The sequence below is a fragment of the Micromonospora sp. C28SCA-DRY-2 genome (assembly GCF_030519475.1).
GTDB lineage: Bacteria > Actinomycetota > Actinomycetes > Mycobacteriales > Micromonosporaceae > Micromonospora.
The window spans coordinates 1,693,748-1,716,264 of the sequence record NZ_JAUMKD010000001.1 but is presented as its reverse complement, the minus strand read 5'-3'; the positions used below and the strand labels follow the sequence as shown (position 1 = coordinate 1,716,264).

Genomic DNA, 22,517 nt, shown 5'->3' with positions numbered 1-22,517 from the left:
GAGCCCCGCAGTCGCGAACGAAAGGTTGGTTCGGTAATGGACGGGTTCTTCTCGGTCGAACCGAGCTACTACCTGGTGCTCGCCGCGGTGCTGTTCACCATCGGCGCGGCCGGGGTGCTGATCCGGCGCAACGCGATCGTGCTGTTCATGTGCGTCGAGTTGATGCTCAACGCGGCCAACCTGACGCTGGTCACCTTCAGCCGGATCAACGGTGACCTCAACGGCCAGATCATGGCGTTCTTCGTGATGGTGGTGGCGGCCGCGGAGGTCGTGGTCGGGCTCGCGATCATCATGTCGATCTTCCGGACCCGGCGCTCCGCGAGCGTCGACGACGCCAACCTGTTGAAGTACTGAGGGGCCTGCGGTGGTGGAGATTCTTGCGAACGCCCCGGCCGAGCCGGCCGGCGCCGTCACCTATGCGGCGGCGGACGGGCTGCTGGGCAGCGTCTGGCTGCTGGTGGCCATCCCGCTGGTCAGCGCGGCGGTCCTGCTGCTGCTCGGCCGGCGGGCCGACCGCTGGGGGCACTGGCTCGGCGTGGCGGCCATCGGCGCCGCCTTCGTGCTCGGCCTGACCTACTTCTTCCAGCTGCGGGGCCTGGAGAACAAGTCGGTCGAGCTGAGCCTCTGGGACTTCATCACGGTCGGCGACCTGCGGGTGGACTTCGGTCTGCTCTTCGACCCGCTGGCCGCGGTCTTCGTCCTGCTGATCACCGGGGTGGGCTTCCTGATCCACCTCTACGCGGTCGAGTACATGGCCCACGACGCGGGCCGGCGGCGCTTCTTCGGGTACTTCAACCTGTTCGTCGCCGCCATGCTGCTGCTGGTGCTCGGCAACAACTACGTGATGCTCTACTTCGGCTGGGAGGGCGTCGGCCTGGCGTCGTACCTGCTGATCTCCTTCTGGTACGAGCGGCCGAGCGCGGCCACCGCCGGCAAGAAGGCGTTCCTGATGAACCGGGTCGGCGACGCCGGCCTGGCGATCGGCATCTTCATCATGTTCGCCACCCTCGGCACCACCCAGTACGACGAGGTCTTCACCGGGGTCGGTTCGCTGACCGCGACCACCGTGCTGGTGCTCGGCCTGCTGCTGCTGCTCGGCGCGACCGGCAAGTCCGGCCAGTTCCCGCTCCAGGCGTGGCTGCCGGACGCGATGGAGGGCCCGACCCCGGTGTCGGCGCTCATCCACGCCGCCACCATGGTCACCGCCGGCGTCTACCTGATCGCCCGGTCCAACCCGATCTTCTCGGCCAACTCGACGCTCCAGCTGGTGGTGGTCAGCGTCGGTGCGCTGACCCTGCTGATCGGCTGCGTCATCGGCGCGGCCAAGGACGACATCAAGCGGGTGCTGGCCTGGTCGACGGTGAGCCAGATCGGCTACATGTTCCTCGGCGTCGGGCTCGGTGGCGCGGCGTACGCGCTGGCCATCGTGCACCTGCTGGCGCACGGCTTCTTCAAGGCCAACATGTTCCTCGGCGCCGGCTCGGTCATGCACGGGATGAACGACCAGGTCGACATCCGCCGCTTCGGCGGGCTGTCGAGGTACATGAAGATCACCTGGCTCACCTTCATGATGGGCTGGCTCGCCATCATCGGCATGTTCCCGTTCTCCGGCTTCTTCTCCAAGGAGCCGATCATCGTGGCCGCGTTCGAGCGGGAGGACTGGACGGCCTGGCTCTTCGGCATGGCCGCGCTGCTCGGCGCCGGGCTGACCGCGTTCTACATGACCCGGCTCTTCGTGCTCACCTTCCACGGGCCGAAGCGCTGGACCGAGGACATCGAGCACCCGCACGAGTCGCCGAAGCTGATGACCATCCCGCTGATCCTGCTCGCCGCGGGCTCGGTCGGGGCCGGCTTCCTGCTCGCCACCTCGGTGCCGGACTGGCTGGAGGCCACCGCCGGGCTGGGCGGCCAGGAGGAGGGGCACCACGCGGTGCTCTCGCACACCGTGATCACCGTGCTCTCGCTGCTGGTCACCGTGCTCGGCGCCGGGCTCGCCTGGTTCCTGTTCCGGGCCGGCACGGCCACCGAGCCGCAGCCGGCCGGGGTGCTGGTCACCGCCGCCCGGCGCAACCTCTACACCGACGCCTTCAACGAGGCGGTCTTCGAGAAGCCGGGCATCTTCCTCACCCGGGCGCTGGTCTACCTCGACAACCGGGGCGTGGACGGGCTGGTCAACGGCCTCGCCGCGGCGGTCGGTGGCGGCTCCGGCCGGCTCCGGCGGCTGCAGACCGGCTTCGTCCGGTCGTACGCCACCTCGATCCTGACCGGCGCGCTGCTGGTGCTGGCGGCCTTCCTGGCCGTCGAGGCGGGGTGGCTGGCGTGATCGACCTCTTCCAGGCGGCCGTCACCGGCGGACCGCGCAGTGACGACGGAGGTAAGGCCGCATAATGTCCGACTTCCCGTTCCTCTCGGTGCTCACCGTGGCGCCGCTGGTCGGCGCCCTGGTGGTGGCCCTGGTGCCGCGGTCGCGGCCGGAGCTGGCCAAGCAGGTCGCGCTCGGCTGGTCGCTGCTGGTGCTGGCGCTGTCGGTGGTCATGTGGGTGGCCTTCAAGGTCGGTGGTGACCGGTTCCAGTTCCGCGAGTCCTACCCGTGGATCCCGAACTGGGGCGTCAACTTCACCTTCGCCGCCGACGGCATCGCGCTGGTGATGCTGATGCTGATCGCGGTGCTGGTGCCGCTGGTGATCCTGGCGTCCTGGCACGACGCCGAGTCGTCGAAGCGGTCGGTGCCGGTCTACTTCGCGCTGCTGCTCGTCCTCGAGTGCACGATGATCGGCGTCTTCGCCGCCGCCGACGTCTTCCTGTTCTACGTGTTCTTCGAGGTCATGCTGGTGCCGATGTACTTCCTGATCGGCAGCTACGGCGGCCACCAGCGGCAGTACGCGGCGGTGAAGTTCTTCCTCTACTCGCTGGTCGGCGGTCTGTTCATGCTCGCCGCGGTGATCGGCCTCTGGGTGGTCGGCGGGAAGACCTTCGACTGGCAGGCGCTGTCCCAGGTGGACATCTCCACCGGCACCGAGCGCTGGCTGTTCCTCGGCTTCTTCCTCGCGTTCGCGATCAAGGCGCCGTTCTTCCCGTTCCACACCTGGCTGCCGGACGCCGGTGGGGCGGCGCCGGCGGGTGCTGCCGCGCTGCTGGTCGGCGTGCTGGACAAGGTCGGCACGTTCGGCATCCTGCGCTACTGCCTGCCGCTCTTCCCGGACGCGGCCAAGTGGTTCGCCCCGTGGGCGCTGGCGCTGGGCCTGATCGGCATCATCTACGCCGCGCTGCTGGCGGTCGGCCAGAACGACCTGAAGCGGCTGGTGTCGTACACCTCGATCGCGCACTTCGGCTTCATCGGGGTGGGCATCTTCGCCTTCACCACCCAGGCGGGCACCGGCGCGGTGCTCTACATGGTCAACCATGGCCTCGCCACCGGCCTGCTCTTCCTGGTGGTGGGCATGTTCGTGGCCCGGCGGGGCTCGGCGCTGGTGAGCGACTTCGGCGGCGCCGGCAAGCTGGTGCCGCTGCTGGCCGGGGTGCTCTTCTTCGCCGGTCTCGCCTCGCTGGCGCTGCCCGGCACCGCGCCGTTCGTCTCCGAGTTCCTGGTGCTGATCGGCACCTTCACGGTGAACAAGCCGGTCGCGGTGATCGCCACCCTCGGCATCATCCTGGCCGCGGCGTACGTGCTCTGGATGGTGCAGCGCACCACGCAGGGCACGCTCAACCCGGCGCTGACCGAGGTCGACGGCATGCGGCGTGACCTCAACCTGCGCGAGAAGGTCGTGGTCGCACCCCTGATCGCGCTGATCGTGCTGCTCGGGTTCTACCCGAAGCCGGTCACCGACGTGATCAACCCCGCCATCCAGGCGACCATGCAGGACGTCGGCAGCACCGACCCTGCGCCCTCGGTCGGCACCGTGCAGGAGGCCGCGAAGTGAACGAACTGAAACTCCCCTCGATCGACTACGCGGCGCTCGCGCCGAGCCTGATCATGCTGGGCGCCGCGTTGCTCGGCGTGCTGGTCGAGGCGTTCGTGCCCCGGCGGCTGCGGCACCTGGTGCAGTTGTCGCTGGCGCTGCTGGCGGTGCTCGGCGCGCTCACCATGGTGGTGCTCAACGCCGACGACCGGCTGATCACCATCGGCGGGGCGATCGCGGTGGACGGGCCGACGCTCTTCCTCCAGGGCGCGATCCTGGTGCTCGCCGCGATGGCGCTGCTGCTCATCGGCGAGCGTTCGGTGGAGCGGGGCGGGGCGTTCGTCGCCCAGGCCGCGTTCCCCGCCGAGTCCGCCGACGACCGGCGGCAGGCCGAGGGCGTGAACGGCGCCACCGAGGTCTACCCGCTGACCACCTTCGCGATCGGCGGCATGCTGATCTTCGTGGCGGCGAACGACCTGCTGACCATGTTCATCGCGCTCGAGGTCTTCTCGCTGCCGCTCTACCTGCTCTGCGCGCTGGCCCGCCGCCGGCGGCTGCTGAGCCAGGAGGCCGCGCTGAAGTACTTCATGCTCGGCGCGTACGCCTCGGCCTTCTTCCTGTTCGGCGTGGCCCTGGTCTACGGCTTCACCGCGGGCATCCCGAACGGCTCGGCCGGGGTCGACTTCGCCACCGTCAACGCCGCCGTGGCCGAGTCCACGGCCAGCCCGCTGCTGCTCTTCGCCGGCATGGCGCTGCTGAGCATCGGCCTGCTGTTCAAGGCGGCGGCCGCCCCGTTCCACGTCTGGACCCCGGACGTCTACCAGGGCGCGCCGACCCCGATCACCGGCTTCATGGCCGCCTGCACCAAGGTCGCCGCGTTCGGCGCCCTGCTGCGGGTGTTCCACGTCGCCTTCGACGGGGCCCGGTGGGACTTCACCCCGGTCCTCGGCGCGGTCGCGGTGCTGACCATGCTGGTCGGCGCGGTGCTCGCGGTCACCCAGACCGACATCAAGCGGCTGCTCGCCTACTCGTCCATCGCGAACGCCGGCTACCTGCTGGTCGGTGTCCTGGCGCCGAGCCGCGACGGGCTCTCCGGCACGATGTTCTACCTGGTCGCGTACGGCTTCTCGGTGCTCGCCGCGTTCGCCGTGGTGACCCTGGTGCGGGACGCCGACGGGGAGGCCACCCACCTGTCCCGCTGGGCCGGGCTGGGCAAGCGCTCGCCGTTCTACGCCGGGGTGTTCACCTTCATCCTGCTGGCCTTCGCGGGCATCCCGCTCACCAGCGGCTTCACCAGCAAGTTCGCGGTGTTCGGCCCGGCGCTCGACGGTGGGCAGGCGTGGCTGGTGATCGCCGGCGTGCTGACCAGCATGGTGCTGGCCTTCCCGTACCTGCGGGTCGTGGTGATGATGTGGCTCTCCGAGCCGGGCGAGTCCACCCCGACGGTCACCGTGCCGGGCGGGCTCACCTCGGCCGCGCTCATGATCGGCGTGATCGCCACCCTGGTGCTCGGGGTCGCCCCGGCGCCGCTGCTCGACCTCGCCACGGGAGCCGCCGAATTCGTGCGGTGACCCGTCGCCCGGGCCCACGGGGGCCGGTCCGCCACGGCGGGCCGGCCCCCGGTGCGTATCCCCAGTCCGGAGCAGGTCGAGGGGGTGTGGCATGGTGGATAGCGTGGTGATTCCGGCTGGCGAGCGTTCAGGTGCCACCGGCTCCGGCCCCCGCCGGAGCCGGGTGAGCACGAGTCAGTTCGGCGCGCTCGGCCTCTATCTCGCCGATCCCCGCGTCGAGGCGTCCGTGCTGGGCCTGCTGGAGGCCGTCGAGGTCGAGCTGCGGGCCAGTGTGGCCAGCGCCGACCCCTTCGTCACCGAGGCCGCCCGGCACCTGGTCGAGGCCGGCGGCAAGCGGTTCCGGCCGCTGCTGGTGGCGCTCGGCGCCCAGTTCGGCGATCCGGCCGGCGCGCAGGTCGTACCGGCCGCGGTGGTGATGGAGCTCACCCACCTGGCGACGCTCTACCACGACGACGTGATGGACGAGGCGGCCGTGCGCCGGGGCGCGCCGAGCGCCAACTCCCGGTGGACCAACTCGGTCGCCATCCTGGTCGGCGACTACCTCTTCGCCCGGGCCGCGGACATCGCGGCCGACCTGGGCGCCGAGGCGGTACGCCTGCAGGCGCGCACCTTCGCGCGGCTGGTGCACGGCCAGATCGCCGAGACGGTCGGCCCCCGCCCCGGTGACGACCCGGTGGCGCACTACCTCGACGTGATCGCCGGCAAGACCGGCTCGCTGATCGCCACCTCGGCCCGCTTCGGCGGGATGTTCGGTGGCGCCGCGCCCGAGCACATCGAGGCGCTGGCCGGCTACGGCGAGACCATCGGCGTCGCCTTCCAGCTCTCCGACGACCTGCTCGACATCGCCTCCGAGTCGGTGCAGTCGGGCAAGACCCCGGGCACCGACCTGCGCGAGGGCGTGCCGACCCTGCCGGTGCTCTACGCGCTGGCCTCCGACGACGCCGACGCCGCCTCGGTGCGGCTGCGGGAGATCCTGGCCACCGGCCCGGTGACCGACGACGACCTGCACGCGGAGGCGCTCGGCCTGCTCCGGGAGAGCCCGGCGCTCAAGCGGGCCCGGGAGACCGTCCGCAGCTACGCCGAGGACGCCCGCGCCCAGCTCGCCCCGCTGCCCGACAACCCGGCCCGCCGCGCCCTCGAATCTCTCTGCGACTACATAGCCGACCGCACCAGCTGACCCAGCCCTCCCGGGGCCGGCCCGTTGATCATGAAGTTGTTGCCGCCCGCACCGGCGGTCGCCCCGACAACTTCATGATCAACCCGCTGAACGGGGCGCGGGTAGGAGGCGGGCGGCGGTGAGCATGAGGAGGGCGGCGGCGAGCATCGCCGCGGCGGCGGTGGTCCACATGGTGGGGTAGCCGGCGTGGGCGGCGACCGTGCCGAGGGCGAGCGGGCCGAGGCAGCCGCCGGCGTACACCCCGGTCTGGGTGATCGAGGTGGCGGCGGCCGGCGCCTGCGGGTGCAGCCGGACCACCGCGAAGTTCATCAGCCCCGGCCAGGCCCAGCCCAGCCCGAAGCCGAGCACCACGCCGACCACCAGCGGCCCGGGGCCGGCCACCGCGAGCAGGCCGAGCCCACCGGCGCCGACCACCAGCATGCCGGCGATGACGGCCACGTGGCCGCCGGAGCGGCGGTCGGCGAGCCAGCCGGCGCCCACCCGGGCGGCCACGCAGACCGCGCTGCCGAGGGTCAGGGTCAGGCCGGCCGGCCCGGGCGCCAGCCCCCGGTCGACCGAGGAGTCGACCAGGAACGTGCCGAGCGCGTTCGCGGCCGCCGCGGCGAGCGTTGCGGCCACCCCCACGAGCACCAGGGCGCCGGTGGCCCCGCTGGCACGCGGGTCGGCGCTCCGCCGCGCCGGGCGGGGCTCCCGCGCGGGTACGGCCACCCACGCGGCCAGCGCGGCCCCGGCGGCGGCCACGAACGCCCAGCGCCACCCGGCGGTGAGCGCCACGGTCGGCACCGCCACGCCGGCCAGCAGCGTGGAGACCGGGATGGCCGCCTGCTTCACCCCGAACGACAGGCCCTGCCGACGGGATGGCACGTGCCGGGCCAGCGCGGCGTTGCTGCCCATCTGGCCGAGGGCGTTCGCGGTGCCGCCGAGCGCGAGCAGGCCGAGCAGCACCGGGAAGGAGCGGGCCAGCGTCGCCATGGCGAGCAGGCTGCCGGCGGAGATCAGGATGGCGGCCCGGGCGACCACGGCCGGCCCGTACCGCTCGGCGAGGGCGCCGGAGGGCACCGAGGCCAGCGCGCCCACCCCGAAGTACACCGAGACCGCCAGGCCCAGCCCGGCCGGGGAGAACCCGAGATCCTCGCCGAGCTGCACGGCGAGCCCGCCGACCAGGAAGACCGGCAGGACCGAGGCGATGGTGACGACGACCGCCCCGGCGGCGGCCCGGACGGGACGGGTCGGCGTGGGAGCGGGGTGCAATGCGGTGTCGGCCATGATGCGGCAAACCTACGCGAGGCCAGCTCACGCCACGCATCGTGTTCGCCGGAGCACAACTCGTCTATGACGATCTGGCATCCTCCACCCGAACAGGCATTTCGCGCCCGGCCGGTTTTTCATATGGTGTAAGTCCCCGGCGGCGGAGGTGGTTGTGCGCGACCCCCTGGCGGAACCTTCGGATCTGATCCGGAGCGTGTCCCGCGCGCTACGAGTGCTCGAGTCGGTCGGCCGTGCCCCCAAGGGGCTGACCGTGAAGCAGATCGCCCGGCGGTGCGAGCTGACCGTGGCCACGACCTATCACCTGGTCCGCACGCTGGCCTACGAGGGCTACGTGATCCGCCGCGAGGACGGCACGTACATCGTCGGCCTGGAGGTCGCGGACCGCTACCGCGAGCTGGTGACCGCGTTCCGCGGGCCGCCCGCGGTCGGCGAGAGCCTGCGCCGGGTCGCCGCCGACACCGGCTACAGCCACTACCTGGGCCGGTTCGTGGGTGGCCAGGTGGCGATCACCGCGGTGGCCGAGGGGCCGCGTACGCCGTACCTGGAGGATCTGGTCCCCGGGTTCGACGAGGGCGCGCACGCCACCGCGCTGGGCAAGGCGCTGCTCGCCACGCTCACCGCCGAGCAGCGCTTCCGCTACCTGCGCGAGTACGGGATGCGGCCGTTCACCAGTGCCACCCTGACCAACGTGGAGGCGTTCGAGGCCGATCTGGCCGCCGGTGACCGGCGCGGCATGCAGCTGGAGCTGGGGCAGTTCCGGCAGGGGGTGGCCTGCGCGGCGGTGCTGGTCGCCCCGGACAAGGACATGGAACGCCGGGTGGTGCTGGCCTGCGCGCTGCCGGCCAGCGAGATGATGACCTCCGCCCGGGTGGTCCGCGCGAAACTGCTCACCGCCGCCCGGGCCATCGCCGACGGCATCGCCGCCGAGGGCTGACCCGGGGCGGTGGCCACCGACGACGGGCCGCAACGGGGCGGGGCCCTCTCCCCGGTTGGGAGAGGGCCCCGCCGGCGGTCCGGCGCCGGGACCGCCCGAGTGACGTCAGCTGCCGACCGGGCCGCCGTCGAGCCGCCAGGTGACCACCACGCCCGGCTTGGCGAAGTCCCCGTCCGGCCAGGTGGAGGCGGGCTTCTCCAGGGACGCCCCGGTGATCTCGCCCGGGTGCTGCACGGCCACGAAGACCGAGCGGTTGTCGCCGGTGATGAACGGGCCGCACGCCTCGGCGCCGAGCGGCACGGTCAGGAACTGCTTGAGGTGCCCCCGCTCCGGGCCCTCGACGGCGGTGGCGAAGAGGCCGTCGTTGCTGCCCAGCGCGTTGCCGTCGGTGGAGATCCAGAGGTTGCCGGTGGCGTCGAAGGCGACGTTGTCCGGGCAGGAGATCGGCGAGACCCTGGTCTTGTCGTACCCGGCGAAGTAGGTCGACGGGTCGGCCGGGTCGCCGGCCACGATCGGCACCGACCAGGCGAAGGTCTCGGCGGAGTTGTCGCCCCGGTCCTCGACCAGCTCCAGCACGTGGCCGTGCTTGTTGGCGGTACGCGGGTTGGCCTCGTCCGCCTTCGGGTTCCTGCCCACGCCCCGGTTGGTGTTGTTGGTCAGCGCCACGTACACCTTGCCGGTGAGCTGGCTCGGCTCGACGTCCTCCGGCCGGTCCATCTTGGTCGCGCCGACCTTGTCGCCGGCCAGCCGGGTGAAGGTGAGCACGTCCGCGGCGGTCATCCCGGCGACGTAGGAGCGGTTGCCGCTGACCAGCTTGATCCACCGACCCCGGCCGTTGAACGCCCCGTCCGAGGGGAGCTTGCCCGAGCCGTCGATCTCGCCGGCGCTGGTCGGGTAGAGCTCGGCCACGTAGAGGGTGCCGGACTCCAGCAGGGTCAGGTTGTGCTTGCGGGCGACCCAGGAGTTGCCCGGCATGAACTTCTTGTCGGAGACGAACTTGTACAGGTAGTCGAACCGCTCGTCGTCACCCATGTACGCGACCGCGTGTCCGCTCTTCGCGATGATCACGTTCGCGCCCTCGTGCTTGAACCGGCCCAGCGCGGTGTGCTTGCGCGGGCGGCTCTCCGGGTCGAACGGGTCGATCTCCACGATCCAGCCGAACCGGTGCGCCTCGTTCGGGTGCTTCGCCAGGTCGAACCGCTCGTCGGCCCGCTCCCACTTGCGACTGCCGCTGGGGTAGCGGGCGTCGGTGGTGATGCCGTACCGGTCCAGCTTCGGCTTCAGCTCCGCGGGCGCGCCGTCGCCGCCGACAAAGTACTGGTTGAAGTTCTCCTCGCCGGAGAGCACGGTGCCCCACGGGGTGACCCCGCCGGCGCAGTTGTTCAGCGTGCCGACCACCGTCCGGCCCTTCGGGTCGGCGGCGGTGCGCAGCCAGGCCGAGCCCGCGGCCGGGCCGGTCAGCTCGAACTTCGTGCTGAGCGCGGTGACCCGCCGGTTGTACGGCAGGCGGCCCTTGCCGACCGGCCGCCACTGCCCGGTGCCACCCACCCGCTCCAGCTCCACCACGGACATGCCGTGCGCGGCCATCGCGACCCGCAGCTGCTCCACGGTCAGCGCGTCCTGGCTGGTGAAGCCGGGGAACATCAGGTCCTCGTTGGTGTACTCGTGGTTCACCACGAGCAGCGCGCGCCGGCCCTGCTTGTCCAGCGGCAGCACACCGACGAAGTCGTTGTTGTAGCCGAACTGCTTGGCCTGCTTGGCCGCGGTCTGCTCGTGCGGGTCGAACTCGGGCGCGCCCGGCAGCACCGGGTCGCCCCAGCGGATCACCACCGCGTGGTCGTACCCGTTCGGCACCACCAGGGTGTCGAGCTTGTTCGGCGGGATCGGCGTGAAGGTCAGCGCGCCGCTGCCCACGCCCTGGCCCGGGCGGCCGAACCCGGCGGCCTCGGGCACCACCGGCGTGCCCGGGGCGGCGGCCGCGGGCCCGGCGCCGGCCAGCGCGCCGGCCGCGGCGCCGCCGAAACCGAGGACCAGGGCGCCGACCGCGCCGGCCCGGACCACACCGCGGCGGGTCACCTCGGCGCTGACCACATCGCCGAAGTACGTGTTGTCGGAGGTGTTCGGCACCGGGTGGTCACAGGCGTTGCCGCACCGGTACAGACAGGTCATGGCGTCACGGCCGCCGTGGCGGGTGGCGCCGAGCAGCGGGAGCAGCCGGGGACGGTCGCTCATGGGGAGGAGCCTCCTGAAAGGGGTCGATGCACGCCGGAAGGTGCTGGGTGCGTACTCGGCGGACGGTAGGAGGGCGCGGTGAGCGGTCGTCGGCGGCGGCGTGAACCGGGCATGAACACCTCGCCGGGAAGCCCGCCATGACCTGCGGCTGAACCGATCGGCGTGACCGCACGTAATACCGAGCGAACGCACCGCCGGACGCGCGCCGGAAGCGAGGAGACAGCCATCAGCGACCACGACGCCCAACTGCTCCGCGCGCTGCACGACGAGCACGCGGAGGCGCTGTACGCGCACGCTCTGCGGCTGGTCAACGGCGACCGGCAGCGGGCCGAGGACCTGGTGCAGGAGACCCTGCTGCGGGCCTGGCGACACCCGGAGTCCCTCGACCCCCGGCGCGGCTCGGTCCGGGCCTGGCTCTTCACCACCGCCCGTAACCTGGCCATCGACGCCTGGCGGCGCCGGGCGACCCGGGTCGGCGAGGTCTACACCGACGAGCTGCCCGAGCCACCCGAGACCGTCGACGAAGCGGAGCGTGCGGTGGAGGCCTGGACCGTGGCCGAGGCGTTGAACCGGCTCAGCCCGACCCACCGGGAGGTGCTGGTGGAGTGCTTCTACCAGGGGCGCTCGGTGGCCGAGGCGGCCTCCCGGCTGGGCGTGCCGCCCGGCACGGTGAAGTCCCGGACGCACTACGCCCTGCGCTCACTACGGTTGGTCCTGGCCGAGATGGGGGTGACGGGATGACCCGGTGCGAGTTCGCGCACGACGACGGCGCGTACGTGCTGGGTGCGCTGGCCCCCGCCGAGCGGGCGGCCTACGAGCGGCACCTCGCCGGCTGTGCCGCCTGCCAGCAGGCGGTCGCCGAGATCGCCGTACTGCCCGGCCTGCTGGGCCGGCTCGACCCGGCCGGCCTGGAACAGTTCCTGCCGCCACCGGCGGAGAGCACCCGGATGCCCGAGCTGCTCGCGGCCGCCCGGGAGCGCCGGCGCCGCGAGCGGTCGGCCAGCCGCCGGCGGTACGCGCTCACCGCGCTCGCCGCGGCCGCGCTCGCCCTGGTGGTCGGCGTCGGCACGGCCACCCTGCTGCCCCGTACCGGGCCGGGGCCGGACGCCGGCCTGCAGATGGTCGCCATGCAGCCGGTGGCCGGCACGGTGCCGGTGCACGCGGAGGTCGCGCTGACCGGCACCGAGTGGGGCACGCAGGTGACCATGCGCTGCGGGTACGAGGCGCGGCCCGGCTACGGCAAGGCGTACACCTTCCGGCTGGTGGCGCACGGCCCGGACGGCGCCACCGAGCAGATCGGCTCCTGGCTCGCCGCCCCCGGCGACGACCTGCGGATCAGCGGCGCGACCCGGTTCACCGACGCGGAGCTGGTGCGGCTGGAACTGCTCCGCGCCGACGGCACCCCCGTGCTCGCCTACGACGTCCGCTGACTCACCGGCGCTGCCGTGCGACGAGCGCCCGGATGCCGTCGAGCGGCAGGTCGAGCCCGGTCGCGCCGAGCTACGCGGGGGCGGGCGCGGTGGCCACGGCCGCGGCGCGGGCGCGGCGGCGCGACGTGTGGAGGGCGTCGACGGTGAAGACGATCAGCGCGGCCCAGACCAGGGCGAAGCCGGCCAGCCGGGCGGGCGGCATCGGCTCGTGGAAGATCAGTACGCCGCAGCCGAGCTGGAGGATCGGCGCCAGGTACTGGATCATGCCCAGGCTGGTCAGCGGCAGCCGGTTGGCCGCGCCGGCGAAGAGCAGCAGCGGGATGGCGGTGGCCGCGCCGGCCAGCATCAGCAGCGCGGTGTGCCCCGCCGAGACGTGGCCGAAGGCGGCGTCCCCGGCGGCGGTGAGCCACCCCAGGTACGCCAGCGCGGGCAGCGCCAGCACCGCCGACTCGACGAAGAGCCCCTCCGCGGCGGGCAGCCCGAGCCGCTTCTTGACCAGGCCGTACCCGCCGAAGCTCAGGGCCAGGGTCAGCGCCAGGTAGGGCAGCCGGCCGTAGTCCACGGTCAGCACCGCCACGGCCAGCCCGCCGATGCCCAGCGCCACCCACTGCGCGGGGCGCAGCCGCTCGCGCAGCACGGTGACCCCGAGCAGCACCACGACCAGCGGGTTGATGAAGTAGCCGAGCGCGGTCTCCACCACCCGGTCGGAGTTCACCCCGTAGATGTAGGTGCCCCAGTTGACAGCGATCAGCGCGGCGGCGACGCCGATCCCCGCGAGCGCCCGGGGGCGGCGCAGCAGCGCCCGCAGGAACCCGATGTTGCGCAGCGCGGCGAGCAGCAGCGCGACGAAGACCACCGACCAGACGATCCGGTGCGCGAGGATCTCCAGCGGCCCGGCCGGGCGCAGCAGCTTGAGGTAGAGCGGAAAGAACCCCCACAGCAGGTACGCGCCGATGCCGTAGAGGTATCCGAGCCGGAGTGGCGTCACGCCTCCACCGTAAGGGGTGAACCGCCGGTTTGCTCCTTGCCAGTGAGCTGGGTCACCGCCTGGTCGCGCCGGTCCAGCTGCATCCACCGGTGCGGGTCCGACATCGGGGTGAAGCCGACCTTCGCGTACACCCCGTGCGCGTCGTTGGTGGCCAGCAGGATCCGGCGTACGCCCAGGGCGTCCAGGTGGTCGCGGACCGCCTCGGCCAGCCAACTGCCCAGCCCCCGGCCGCGCTCGCCCCGGTCCACGTAGACGTCGCAGAGCCAGGCGAAGGTGGCCCGGTCGGTGACCGCCCGGGCCACCGCCACCTGCTGCCCGTCGCCGGGACGGTAGACGCCGAACGGCAGCGAGCCGGCGAACGCCCGGGCCACCGTCTCCCGGCTGCGCCCGAGCGCCCAGTAGGCGTCGGTGGAGAGCCAGTGGTGCACCCGGTCCAGGTCGATCCGGTCGGGGTCGGTGCTGAGCAGGTAGCCGTCGGCGCGGGTCAGGGTGAACATCCTGCGAGGCTAGTCCCGCCACCCGCCCGGCACGCCGGCCAATTCCCGCCCACTGGTCCACCGAGGCCGTGGCCGGGACGGGTCAGTCGCGGTCGAGGAGGGCGCCGAGGATCCAGGTCACGATGCCGACGAAGAGCGCGCCGAGCACCGCGGCCGGCCAGAAACCGTCCACGTGGAACGGCAGCCCGGCCTGGTCGGCGATCCAGCTGGTGAGCAGGAAGAGCAGCCCGTTCACCACCAGCGCGATCAGCCCGAGGGTCAGCAGGTAGAAGCCGCAGCCGACGGTCTTGATGATCGGCTGGAGCACCGCGTTGACCACGCCGAAGATGATCGCCACCAGGATCAGCGTGGTGACCGTCTCGGTCGCCGAGTCGGAATCCAGCGTGATGCCCGGGATGACCAGGGTGGCCAGCCAGAAGGCCAGCGCCGTGACGGCCAGGCGGATCAGCAGACCCTTCAGAAAGCCCATGGCGGGGATCGTGCCACGGACGACCCACCGGCGGAACCCGGGAGATCGACGAATCGGGCCGGCGGCGGCGCGCCGGGGTGCCGGCCGGCGGGACGGCGGTGCGCGACCGGCTCAGCGGCGGGACGGCCGGCCGATCAGCTGCGACTCGATCGGGGTGGGCGACAGCAGCGCCCAGCGCAGCGCGCGCCGGTTCACCACCGCCACCATGTCGTCCCGGATCCGGGTCAGCCACTCGGCGGACGCGCCGAGGCCCAGCGCGGTGCCGGCCAGGGCGGCCTCGGGCGGGCTGAGCGGTTGCAGCACCGCCAGGTCGGCCCGGCCCAGCGCGTCGGCGTCGGCCGGGGTCAGCTCGTCGCGGACCAGGAGGGTGGCCCGCCAGGGCGGCCCGGGCTCGGACTCGACGGGCAGCGGCCCGGCGTCGACCACCAGCAGCTGCGGGCGCAACGGGGTGCCGGGGGCGGCGCCGACCGGCCGGCCCGGCGGGAGCAGCGGAATCGCGCCGCCCGGTGTGCCGGCGCCCCGGACGAAGGGCTCCCAACTGCGCGGCCGGGAGGTCTGCACGGCGACCCGGGCGCCGAGCGCCAGCGCGCGCAGCACCACGAGCTGCGCGGCGCGTACCCCGCCGACGAGCAGCACCCGGGTGCTCTCCGGCCGGAACAGCCGGACGGTCACCGCCCCGCCGTGCCGGTTGCTGCCGATCATCAGCCCCGCCTCGCCGAACGGCAGCTCCGGCGGCTCGGGGCCGGTGCTGGCGGGCAACCCGGCGCCGGCCACCGCGAGCGGCAGGGTGGCGGCCAGCCCGTCGAGCTGCGCGCCGTCGAGCCGCTGTAGCTCGCCGCCGGCGCCGGTCACCAGCCGGTCGAGGGTCTGGGCGGCCAGTGCCAGCTCCACCGGCGTGGCCGCGGCCAGGCGTACGGTCAGCTCGGTCGGCGCGCCGGCGGAGTCGGCCTCGGCCCACGGCCCGGCGCAGAGCGACACCGTGCTGGCGGTGGCCGGCAGCGCGAGCAGCCGGGGCACCAGCCGGCGCCCGGCCTCGACCCGCGGATCGGGCCAGCGGCGCAGCCGGAAGCTGGCCTGGAGCAGGCCACCGGAGCGCACCACCTGCCAGGACTCGTGCGCCGGCCGCCCGTCGTGGTGGGCCAGTTCGGCGAGGACGCGCAGCGCCGCGTGCTCGCCCAGCGGGCGGGCGGTGACCGGCCCCAGCCGGCGCACCAGGCGGCGGACCGTGCCGGCCAGGGCCCGCCGCAGCTCGCCGTCGGACCAGCCCGCCACGCGGAGCACCCGGACGGCCAGGACGGCCCGCTCCCGGCCGGCCAGCCGCCCGTCGGTGAGCTGCCGGTAGGAGGTGGCGACGGTGCCGCCGCCGGCGTCGACGGTCGGCGCGGGCGCCCCGGTGAGCAGCAGCTGCACCCGCACCGGCGGCCCGTCCGGCGGCGCCGCCGTGAGCAGCGACCCCGGCGCGGGCAGCTGCCGTGGACCATCGCCGAGCAGGTCGGCCGGTTCGCCGAGTTCCAGTACGGCCACCAGGCCGGCCGCGTCGTCGACCAGCGCCGCCGGCCCGCCGCCGAGTTCCGCGGAGCGCACCACGGCGGCCGGGTCGACCAGGTCGAGCAGCGCCGCCGGACCGGCCGGCCCGGGCAGCCCGCGCCGCCGGGTCAGGTAGCCGAGCGCGGTGGCCAGCCACTCGAAGAGCCAGCGGCCGCGGACCCGCAGCCAGGCGGCCGGCACCAGCAGCGCGGCCACCACGACCGCGACCAGGGCCGGGACCGGCCCCTGGCCCACGGCGGCGACGAGCGCGGCCACCGCCACCTGCGCGGCGACGATCTGACCGGCCCGCACGCCGGTGTGCGGCCGGCGCCCGGCGGGGATCCACTGTGCCGGCAGGGCCGCGCGCCGGGTCGAGCCGGCAGTGGCCATCCGGCCGATCGCCGACTCGGAGGCCGGGTGGGCGACGGGGGCGGCCGGCGGCGAGCCGGGCAGCGGAGCGAACCGGTGCGGGCTCGTGCTGGTGGTCGCCGGCACCCCGCCTCCTCCCGATCACCGACCGCGACGTTGCTGCCGCCCATCGTAACGGCGGGCGCGGGACTCGCGGGTCCCGCCGTTGTCCACAGGGGATCGGGCGGGGTAGCACGACAGCGATCGGACCGCTACCGTCAGCGACGAGTTCCGCTGACCCGCGCCCGCCGAGTTCGTGAACCGGGCGGCGCGAGCGGCGCGTCCTGAGGCGGGCGTGCCGACGGCCAGCCACGACCGATGAGACGAGGTGACGTCCGGGTGTCCCAGACCCAGGCAGAAGCGGCGGTGATGCAGCAGACCGCCGCGAAGTTCGAGCAGGTGGACCAGTCGTTGCAGACCATGCTGAGCAGCCTGATGGCCGAGCTGGAGGTGTTGCAGCAGGCCTGGCGGGGCGCCGGCGGGCGCTCCTTCGAGCAGGTCAAGCAGCAGTGGGCGCAGGACCAGGCCACCCTGCAGCGGGCGCTGCGGGAGACCGCCTCCGCCATCCGCACCGCCGGCAAGCAGTACGACGTCGCCGACACCGAGGCCGCCGGCCGGGTGTCCACCACCAACCGCGGCGGCATCCAGCTGCCGCTGTAGACCCGGAACCGGGGGAGGGAGCCATCCGATGGACCACGGTGTGCTGGTCGTCAACTTCGCCGCGCTACAGCAGGCCAGCGCGGACATCCAGAAGGCGCTGAACACGCTCGACTCGCAGCTCGGGCAGCTGGAACGGGACGCCGCCCCGCTGGTGGCCGGCTGGACGGGCGAGGCCCGGCAGGCGTACGAGCAGCGGCAGGCCCGGTGGCGCTCCGCCTCGCAGGACCTGCAGGCCATGCTGCGCGACATCCGGCTCGCGGTGGACGACTCCGCGGCCGACTACCTCGACACCGAGAAGAAGAACGTCGGCCTGTTCCAGTGATCCCGGCCCGTCGGGTGGCGACCGGCCCGGCCGGCGCCACCCGACGCACGCCGCCCAGCGGGCTCAGGCCGGGTCGGCCGGGCGCCACCGGCGGCGGGTCCCCCGGGGCACCACCAGGGCGGCCAGCGCCGCCACGGCCACCACCGCCGCGGCGAGCGAGGCCACCAGCAGGGCCCGGTCCTGCGCCGTGGCCCGACGCGCCCGCGCGGCCAGCGCGGCCGGATCGGGCCGGTCGTCGGCGAGCGCGGTGGCCGGGCGCGGCCGCGCGGCGCCGCCGCCCCCGGTCTCGGTGACCGCCCGGAACGGGTTGAGCACCCCGGCGCCGTACCCGCCGCCCCGGCCGTCACCGGGAGCCGGGTCGGTGCTGGCGAGGATCCGCCGCGCCACCTCGGCGGCGGTCAACTCGGGTCGGTACTGCCGCAGCAGCGCGGCGGTGGCCGCCACGAAGGGCGCGGCGTAGCTGGTCCCCTCGGCGCGGTGGTGGCCCCGACCGGGTGCGGCCATCAGCACGTCGCTGCCCGGGGCGACCAGGTCGACGTACGGGCCGGTCTGGGAGAAGGCGGAACGCAGGCCGTCCACCCCGATCGCACCGACCCCGAGCACCCCCTCGTACGCCGCCGGGTACGGCCGCGGGTCGCCGCTGTCGTGCAGGTTCCCGGCGGCGGCCACCACGACCACGTCCCGGTCCACCGCGTAGCCGATCGCGTCGCGGACGGCGGGGTTGTCCGCGTACAGCACGACGGAGAGGTTGAGGACGTCGGCGTCGTGGTCGACGGCCCAGCGGATCGCCCGGGCGAACTCCTCGGCGCCGACCGTACGCCCCGACTCCCGCCCCTCGACGACCTGCTGCTCGCTCACCCGCACCGGCAGGATCCGGGCACCCGGTGCCAGCCCGTGGAACGCGATCCCGGGCCGCGGCGCGGCGGCGATGATGCTGGCCACGCCGGTGCCGTGGCCGGCGCAGTCGCTGGTGCCGTCGCCACCCGGGTCGAGCAGGTCGGTGCCGTCGAGCACCCGGCCGGCGAGCTGCGGATGCCGCCGGTCCACACCGGAGTCGACCACCGCCACCGTCACCCCGGCCCCGGTGGCCAGCGGCGACAGCCGCTGCGGGGCGTACCGCTGCTGGGGCCAGGGCGGCGCGGACACCGGCCGGGCCGGGGCCGGCGGCGTCGCGCAGTCCGGCGCGGCCGCCCGGGCCAGGTGGAGTCCGGCCGCGACCGGCGCGGCCGGCGCGGTGCGCGCGTGCCTCGGCGTGGCGGCGGCGGGCGTGGCCGGGGTGGCCGGCTCGGCGGTGCGCTCGTGCCGCGGCGCGGCGGCGGCCTGACCGGCCGGCCGGGGGGTGTGGGGGAGTGCGGTGGCGGTGGCGGCCGGCGCGGTCGCCAGGACGGCCGCGAGGGCCGCCAGGAGCGGGCGCGCGGGGGACCGGGACATCGACCGCCTCCGTATCGTGTCGACTCCGGAACGGGATGTTAGCGCCTTCTTCGAGAACCGGCGCACCGCCGCCGGCCTGCCATTGTGATCTTGTTACTACCTTGTAGGTTGTACGCGATGCCTATGGCCTGTGCGCGGGAGGAGGGGTGGCCGTGACCGGATGGGAGCCGGCCACCGAGGCCGAGGCCGCGTTGCGGGACGCCCTGCGCGCCAACGACCAGCAGCGATACTTCCGGATCCTGGCCCGTACCGACCTGCTGCTGCCGGTGCCCGAGCCGGCGCTCGGGCAGGCATCGGGCTGGGGCACCTGGACCACGGCCGGCCGCACCCACGTGCTGGCCTTCACCTCCGCCGCCGCCATGCGTGCCTGCCTGGGCGAACACGCCGGCGCCAGCCGGCTCACCAGCTATCCCGACCTCGCCAGCGGCTGGCCCAACCACGAGTGGTGGCTGGCCGTGAACCCCGGCCTGCCCATCGAGGGCTACCTGCCGGCCTGGTACGTCGCGCAGCTCTCCCGGGGTGACGTCCGGCTGCCCGGCCGCACCATGGGGGCGCGCGCCCGACTGGAGCGGGCGGAGACGGTCGCCCGGGCCCGGGCCGCCGGCGCGGGAAGCGCCCCCACCGCCCCGACTGCGGCGGGCCGCCCCGAGGCCCCCGCCCCGCCCCGCCCCGAGCCACCCACCGTGCCGCTGCCGCCCCGGGTCGCCACCCCCGCCGGGCCGGTCGGATCGGTGCGGGACCGCCGCTCGGTGGAGGCCCTCCGCCCGCCGGTCCCGCCGCCCTACCCGGCGGAGCCGGCCCCGCGGGACCGCGCCGACCCGGGGCGGACCGCCCGCCCGGCCCCGCCCGGCTTCCCGCCGCCCGGCACCGGCGACCCGGCGGCGCCCGCCCGGCCCGGCGTCCCCGGGCCGCTGGCCGAGCCCGGCCGGCCACCGGCCAACGGTCGGTCCACCGGGGACGCCCCCGTCCGGACCCCGCCCCGCTCCTTCTTCGAACCGGCGTCCGGTCGTGGCTCGGCCTACCGGGACGATCCGGTCCGGCCCGCCGACCGGGCGGTGCCACCGTCCCGCTTCGTGCGGGGCAGCCAGCCGTTCCCGCGCCGCCGCCCCGTCGGCGATCCGGTGCCGGAAGGGCCCACCGAGGCGTTCCCGACCAGCCAGCCGTACGCCGCGCCCGACCGGCCGGATCCGGCCCGTGGCTCGACCCGGTGGCCGCCGCCTCCCGAGGAGGTGACCCGGGCCATCCCGGTTCCGGCGGAGCGGGCGTACCCGCCGCCGGACGAGGAGACGACCCAGGCGCTGCCGCGCCGCCGACCCACCCCGGCGCCGGCCGACCCGGCGGACGACCTGTCTCCGTCGGCCGCGGAGCCGGTCTCCGGGCCGCCCGCACCACGGCGCGGGTTCACCCCGATCGTCATCGAGGGGACCATCGTCGAGTCCCGCGATCTCACCGAGCCGCTCGACGCCGGGCCGCCGGCCTCCGCCGCACCCGTCCCGGGCCCACCCGGCCCCGAGGCGTCCGGTCCATCCGTGCCCGGCTCGTCCGACGCCGGACCGGTCCGACCGGTCAGCACCGGATCGGCGCCGTCCGCCGCCGCACCGCCGCCCTTCCCGGCCGGAGCGGCGGCACCGGCGAACACCGGGGTGGCGGGCCCGCCGGCCTGGTCGGGGCGGCCGACGGAGAGCGGCGCTCCGGCGCGGGACCGGGGGGACGATCCGTCCGGGCCGACCGGTGACGCCGGGCTCGAAGGCGACGACCGGCCCGGTGTCGTGTCGGCGCCCGCCGAGCAACGCAGCGCGGGATGGATCCCGAGCCAGCCGGCGTCGACCGAACCGCAGGCACCCGCGACGGCGGGGCCGGGTGGCGAGGTGCCGGCCTCGACCGTCCGGCAGGGCGGCGGTTGGCTTCCGGATCCGTCGACCGCCTCACCAGCGGCTGGCACGGACCCGACCGGACCGGGCGTCGAGGCTGCGGCGTCCGCCGACCAGCAGTCCGCCGGGTGGCTGCCGGACCGGCCGACCGATTCGCCGGCGCCCGGAACGGCGGGGCCGGGCGTCGAGGCTGCGGCGCCGACCGAGCGGCAGGCCGGGTGGATCCCGGAGCAGCCGGCCGCGGCCGGGCACTCCCCCTGGAGGCCCGCCCGGACGGGGACCGAGACGCCGCACGCCGGGACCGGACCCGAGCCGCCGGCGACCGGGCCGGCGGTGGAGAACGCCTCCGACCTCGCGGACACCGGCCCGCTGTGGACGGTGCCGAGCCCCGACGCCGGCCCGCGGACCGCCGGCACCGCCGACGCCCAGGTCGGAGGAGCCGACCCCGACCCGCAGGCGGCGCGACCGGCCGCCGAGCCGTCCCCGGCGCCGGTCGCCGCCGAGTTCCAGCCGGCCAACCCGGTCGAGGAGGACCTGCTGGAGGCGGCCGGGGCGGGCAGCACGGACACCTTCCTCTCCACGTTGCTGCTGGCCCGGGTTCTGCTGCCGGTGTCGCCGGAGTCCGTGCCGGGCAGCCGGCCCGGCGAGCCCGGCTTCGTCTGGCGTACGGAGGAGCTGGACGGGGAGACCTTCGTCGTGGTCTACACCTCGCCGGAGCGGCTCGCCGACCACACCGACGCCCCGGTGGAGACGGTACGGGTCCGCTTCGTGCAGCTGATCCGGCGCTGGCCGGACGAGGCGTGGTCGTTCGCGGTCAATCCGGGTACCCCGGTCGGTGCCAAGCTGCCCGGCGAGCAGATCGTCGGGCTGGCCAACTGGGCCGCCGAGGTGGGCCTCGGCGACGACGCCGAGACCGAGCCGGAGGCGTCGAAGGCCCCGGAGACCGCCGAGCGCCCCCGGTACACCCCGCCGGCCGCCGACCCGGCCCGCCCGGTCGTGATGCAGAAGGCGGTCGCCCCCAGCCAGCTCGGGTACTACCTGGAGCGCGGCTACGACCGGGTCTCCGGGTTCGTGCACCGGGCCAGCGAGCTGGCCCACCTGACCACGCCGGCCCAGCTCTACGAGGCCCTCGGCCTGGGCTATCCCGACTCGCCGTTCGCCCGGGACGCGGAGGAGATCTACGTGCTGCGCTGGCCGGCGCACCGGCCCAGCCTCTACCGGATCCCCTACGGCGGGCAGAACGAGGCCGCCATGCGGGCCATGGAGGGCTGGGTCATCGAACGCCCGCCCTTCCGGGGCAACGGCTTCGCCCCCGGTGAGAGCAGCGACGTGGTGGCGGAGTTCAAGGTGGACAGCGCCCGGCTGCCGCACGGGGCGCAGTTGTGGCGGATCGGCGCGGACGGCACCGAGCGGATGCTCGCCGTGCTCGACACCGACGCGCTGCTCTGGCGTCGGGTGGAGGCGTCGTGATCCGGGACGGCTACGTGGCCCGGTGGCGCGGGCGGGAGTACCAGGCCAGCCCGGACGGCGACGCCGTCCGGCTCTACCAGCCCGAACCGGGCGAGGGCTTCGCGGAGGTACGCCCCGGCCGGTACGTCCGGGTGCTCCCGGCCACCGAGGTGGAGGACCTGGCGTACGTGCGGACCACCTGCACCTGGCAGGGCCAGCCGTTCATCGTGCTCGGCGAGCACGACGGCTGGCTGCGGGTGGAGTACACCGGCGGGCGCTGGCCGGTCGCCCGGTCGATGGGGTTGGAGGTGTTCGACTTCGGCGTCTACCAGGGCTGGGCGCCCGCCGCCGAGGTCGCCGACCTGCGCGAGCAGCGGGTCTGA

19 protein-coding genes are annotated in these 22,517 nt (G+C 74.5%); 12 read left to right on the top strand and 7 right to left on the bottom strand.

Annotation, left to right across the window (positions count from 1 at the left end):
• The first annotated feature begins 36 nt into the window (after positions 1-36).
• From nuoK to Q3W71_RS08045, 5 genes are all read left to right on the top strand, one after another.
• Positions 37-354, top strand: a complete 318-nt coding sequence (gene nuoK / locus Q3W71_RS08065) for an NADH-quinone oxidoreductase subunit NuoK (protein WP_302918621.1) — start codon at positions 37-39, stop codon at positions 352-354.
• 13 nt (positions 355-367) lie between these two features.
• Positions 368-2,323: an NADH-quinone oxidoreductase subunit L gene (gene nuoL, locus Q3W71_RS08060; protein ID WP_302918752.1), complete on the top strand. Its 1,956-nt coding sequence runs from the start codon at positions 368-370 to the stop codon at positions 2,321-2,323.
• Between the two features lie 64 nt (positions 2,324-2,387).
• The gene (locus Q3W71_RS08055) at positions 2,388-3,920 is read left to right on the top strand and encodes an NADH-quinone oxidoreductase subunit M (protein WP_302918620.1); all 1,533 of its coding nucleotides are present in this window, start codon (positions 2,388-2,390) and stop codon (positions 3,918-3,920) included.
• A complete protein-coding gene (gene nuoN / locus Q3W71_RS08050; RefSeq protein WP_302918619.1) occupies positions 3,917-5,470 on the top strand; it encodes an NADH-quinone oxidoreductase subunit NuoN in 1,554 nt (517 codons plus the stop codon). The genes Q3W71_RS08055 and nuoN overlap by 4 nt, the downstream gene beginning before the upstream one ends.
• Positions 5,471-5,561: 91 nt before the next feature.
• Positions 5,562-6,647, top strand: a complete 1,086-nt coding sequence (locus Q3W71_RS08045) for a polyprenyl synthetase family protein (protein WP_302918618.1) — start codon at positions 5,562-5,564, stop codon at positions 6,645-6,647.
• 78 nt (positions 6,648-6,725) lie between these two features.
• Here Q3W71_RS08045 and Q3W71_RS08040 read toward each other — a convergent pair whose 3' ends face one another.
• A complete protein-coding gene (locus Q3W71_RS08040) occupies positions 6,726-7,913 on the bottom strand; it encodes an MFS transporter (RefSeq protein WP_302918617.1) in 1,188 nt (395 codons plus the stop codon).
• 154 nt (positions 7,914-8,067) lie between these two features.
• On the opposite strand from Q3W71_RS08040, the gene Q3W71_RS08035 reads away from it, so the two are divergent.
• Positions 8,068-8,850 (top strand): IclR family transcriptional regulator, encoded by a 783-nt coding sequence (locus Q3W71_RS08035; protein WP_302918616.1) that lies wholly within the window; start codon positions 8,068-8,070, stop codon positions 8,848-8,850.
• Positions 8,851-8,955: 105 nt separating this feature from the next.
• Here Q3W71_RS08035 and Q3W71_RS08030 read toward each other — a convergent pair whose 3' ends face one another.
• The gene (locus Q3W71_RS08030) at positions 8,956-11,082 is read right to left on the bottom strand and encodes a PhoX family phosphatase (protein ID WP_302918615.1); all 2,127 of its coding nucleotides are present in this window, start codon (positions 11,080-11,082) and stop codon (positions 8,956-8,958) included.
• A gap of 225 nt (positions 11,083-11,307) precedes the next feature.
• Between Q3W71_RS08030 and Q3W71_RS08025 the strand changes: the two genes are divergently transcribed.
• Together Q3W71_RS08025 and Q3W71_RS08020 are read left to right on the top strand one after the other, a co-directional pair.
• Positions 11,308-11,823 (top strand): sigma-70 family RNA polymerase sigma factor, encoded by a 516-nt coding sequence (locus tag Q3W71_RS08025; protein ID WP_088998064.1) that lies wholly within the window; start codon positions 11,308-11,310, stop codon positions 11,821-11,823.
• Positions 11,820-12,512 carry an anti-sigma factor gene (locus Q3W71_RS08020; RefSeq protein WP_302918614.1) on the top strand — a complete coding sequence of 231 codons (693 nt, stop codon included), beginning with the start codon at positions 11,820-11,822 and terminating at the stop codon, positions 12,510-12,512. Before Q3W71_RS08025 ends, Q3W71_RS08020 begins: the two co-directional genes overlap by 4 nt.
• 70 nt (positions 12,513-12,582) lie before the next feature.
• Here Q3W71_RS08020 and rarD read toward each other — a convergent pair whose 3' ends face one another.
• From rarD to eccE, 4 genes are all read right to left on the bottom strand, one after another.
• A complete protein-coding gene (rarD, locus tag Q3W71_RS08015; protein ID WP_302918613.1) occupies positions 12,583-13,500 on the bottom strand; it encodes an EamA family transporter RarD in 918 nt (305 codons plus the stop codon).
• Positions 13,497-13,997 (bottom strand): GNAT family N-acetyltransferase, encoded by a 501-nt coding sequence (locus Q3W71_RS08010; protein WP_302918612.1) that lies wholly within the window; start codon positions 13,995-13,997, stop codon positions 13,497-13,499. Before Q3W71_RS08010 ends, rarD begins: the two co-directional genes overlap by 4 nt.
• A gap of 82 nt (positions 13,998-14,079) precedes the next feature.
• Complete coding sequence (locus Q3W71_RS08005) at positions 14,080-14,466, bottom strand: phage holin family protein (protein ID WP_302918611.1); 387 nt, start codon at positions 14,464-14,466, stop codon at positions 14,080-14,082.
• A 111-nt stretch (positions 14,467-14,577) separates the two neighbouring features.
• Positions 14,578-16,488: a type VII secretion protein EccE gene (eccE, locus tag Q3W71_RS08000; RefSeq protein ID WP_302918610.1), complete on the bottom strand. Its 1,911-nt coding sequence runs from the start codon at positions 16,486-16,488 to the stop codon at positions 14,578-14,580.
• Positions 16,489-16,740: 252 nt separating this feature from the next.
• Here eccE and Q3W71_RS07995 point away from each other — a divergent pair, with 252 nt between their 5' ends.
• The gene (locus Q3W71_RS07995; RefSeq protein WP_302918609.1) at positions 16,741-17,061 is read left to right on the top strand and encodes a WXG100 family type VII secretion target; all 321 of its coding nucleotides are present in this window, start codon (positions 16,741-16,743) and stop codon (positions 17,059-17,061) included.
• A 28-nt stretch (positions 17,062-17,089) separates the two neighbouring features.
• Positions 17,090-17,383 (top strand): WXG100 family type VII secretion target, encoded by a 294-nt coding sequence (locus Q3W71_RS07990; protein WP_088997044.1) that lies wholly within the window; start codon positions 17,090-17,092, stop codon positions 17,381-17,383.
• Between the two features lie 63 nt (positions 17,384-17,446).
• Here Q3W71_RS07990 and mycP read toward each other — a convergent pair whose 3' ends face one another.
• Positions 17,447-18,814: a type VII secretion-associated serine protease mycosin gene (mycP, locus tag Q3W71_RS07985; RefSeq protein ID WP_302918608.1), complete on the bottom strand. Its 1,368-nt coding sequence runs from the start codon at positions 18,812-18,814 to the stop codon at positions 17,447-17,449.
• Positions 18,815-18,966: 152 nt separating this feature from the next.
• On the opposite strand from mycP, the gene Q3W71_RS07980 reads away from it, so the two are divergent.
• Both Q3W71_RS07980 and Q3W71_RS07975 read left to right on the top strand, forming a co-directional pair.
• Positions 18,967-22,155: an SseB family protein gene (locus tag Q3W71_RS07980; RefSeq protein ID WP_302918607.1), complete on the top strand. Its 3,189-nt coding sequence runs from the start codon at positions 18,967-18,969 to the stop codon at positions 22,153-22,155.
• On the top strand, positions 22,152-22,517 hold the full coding sequence (locus Q3W71_RS07975; protein ID WP_302918606.1) for a hypothetical protein: 366 nt from the start codon (positions 22,152-22,154) through the stop codon (positions 22,515-22,517). The genes Q3W71_RS07980 and Q3W71_RS07975 overlap by 4 nt, the downstream gene beginning before the upstream one ends.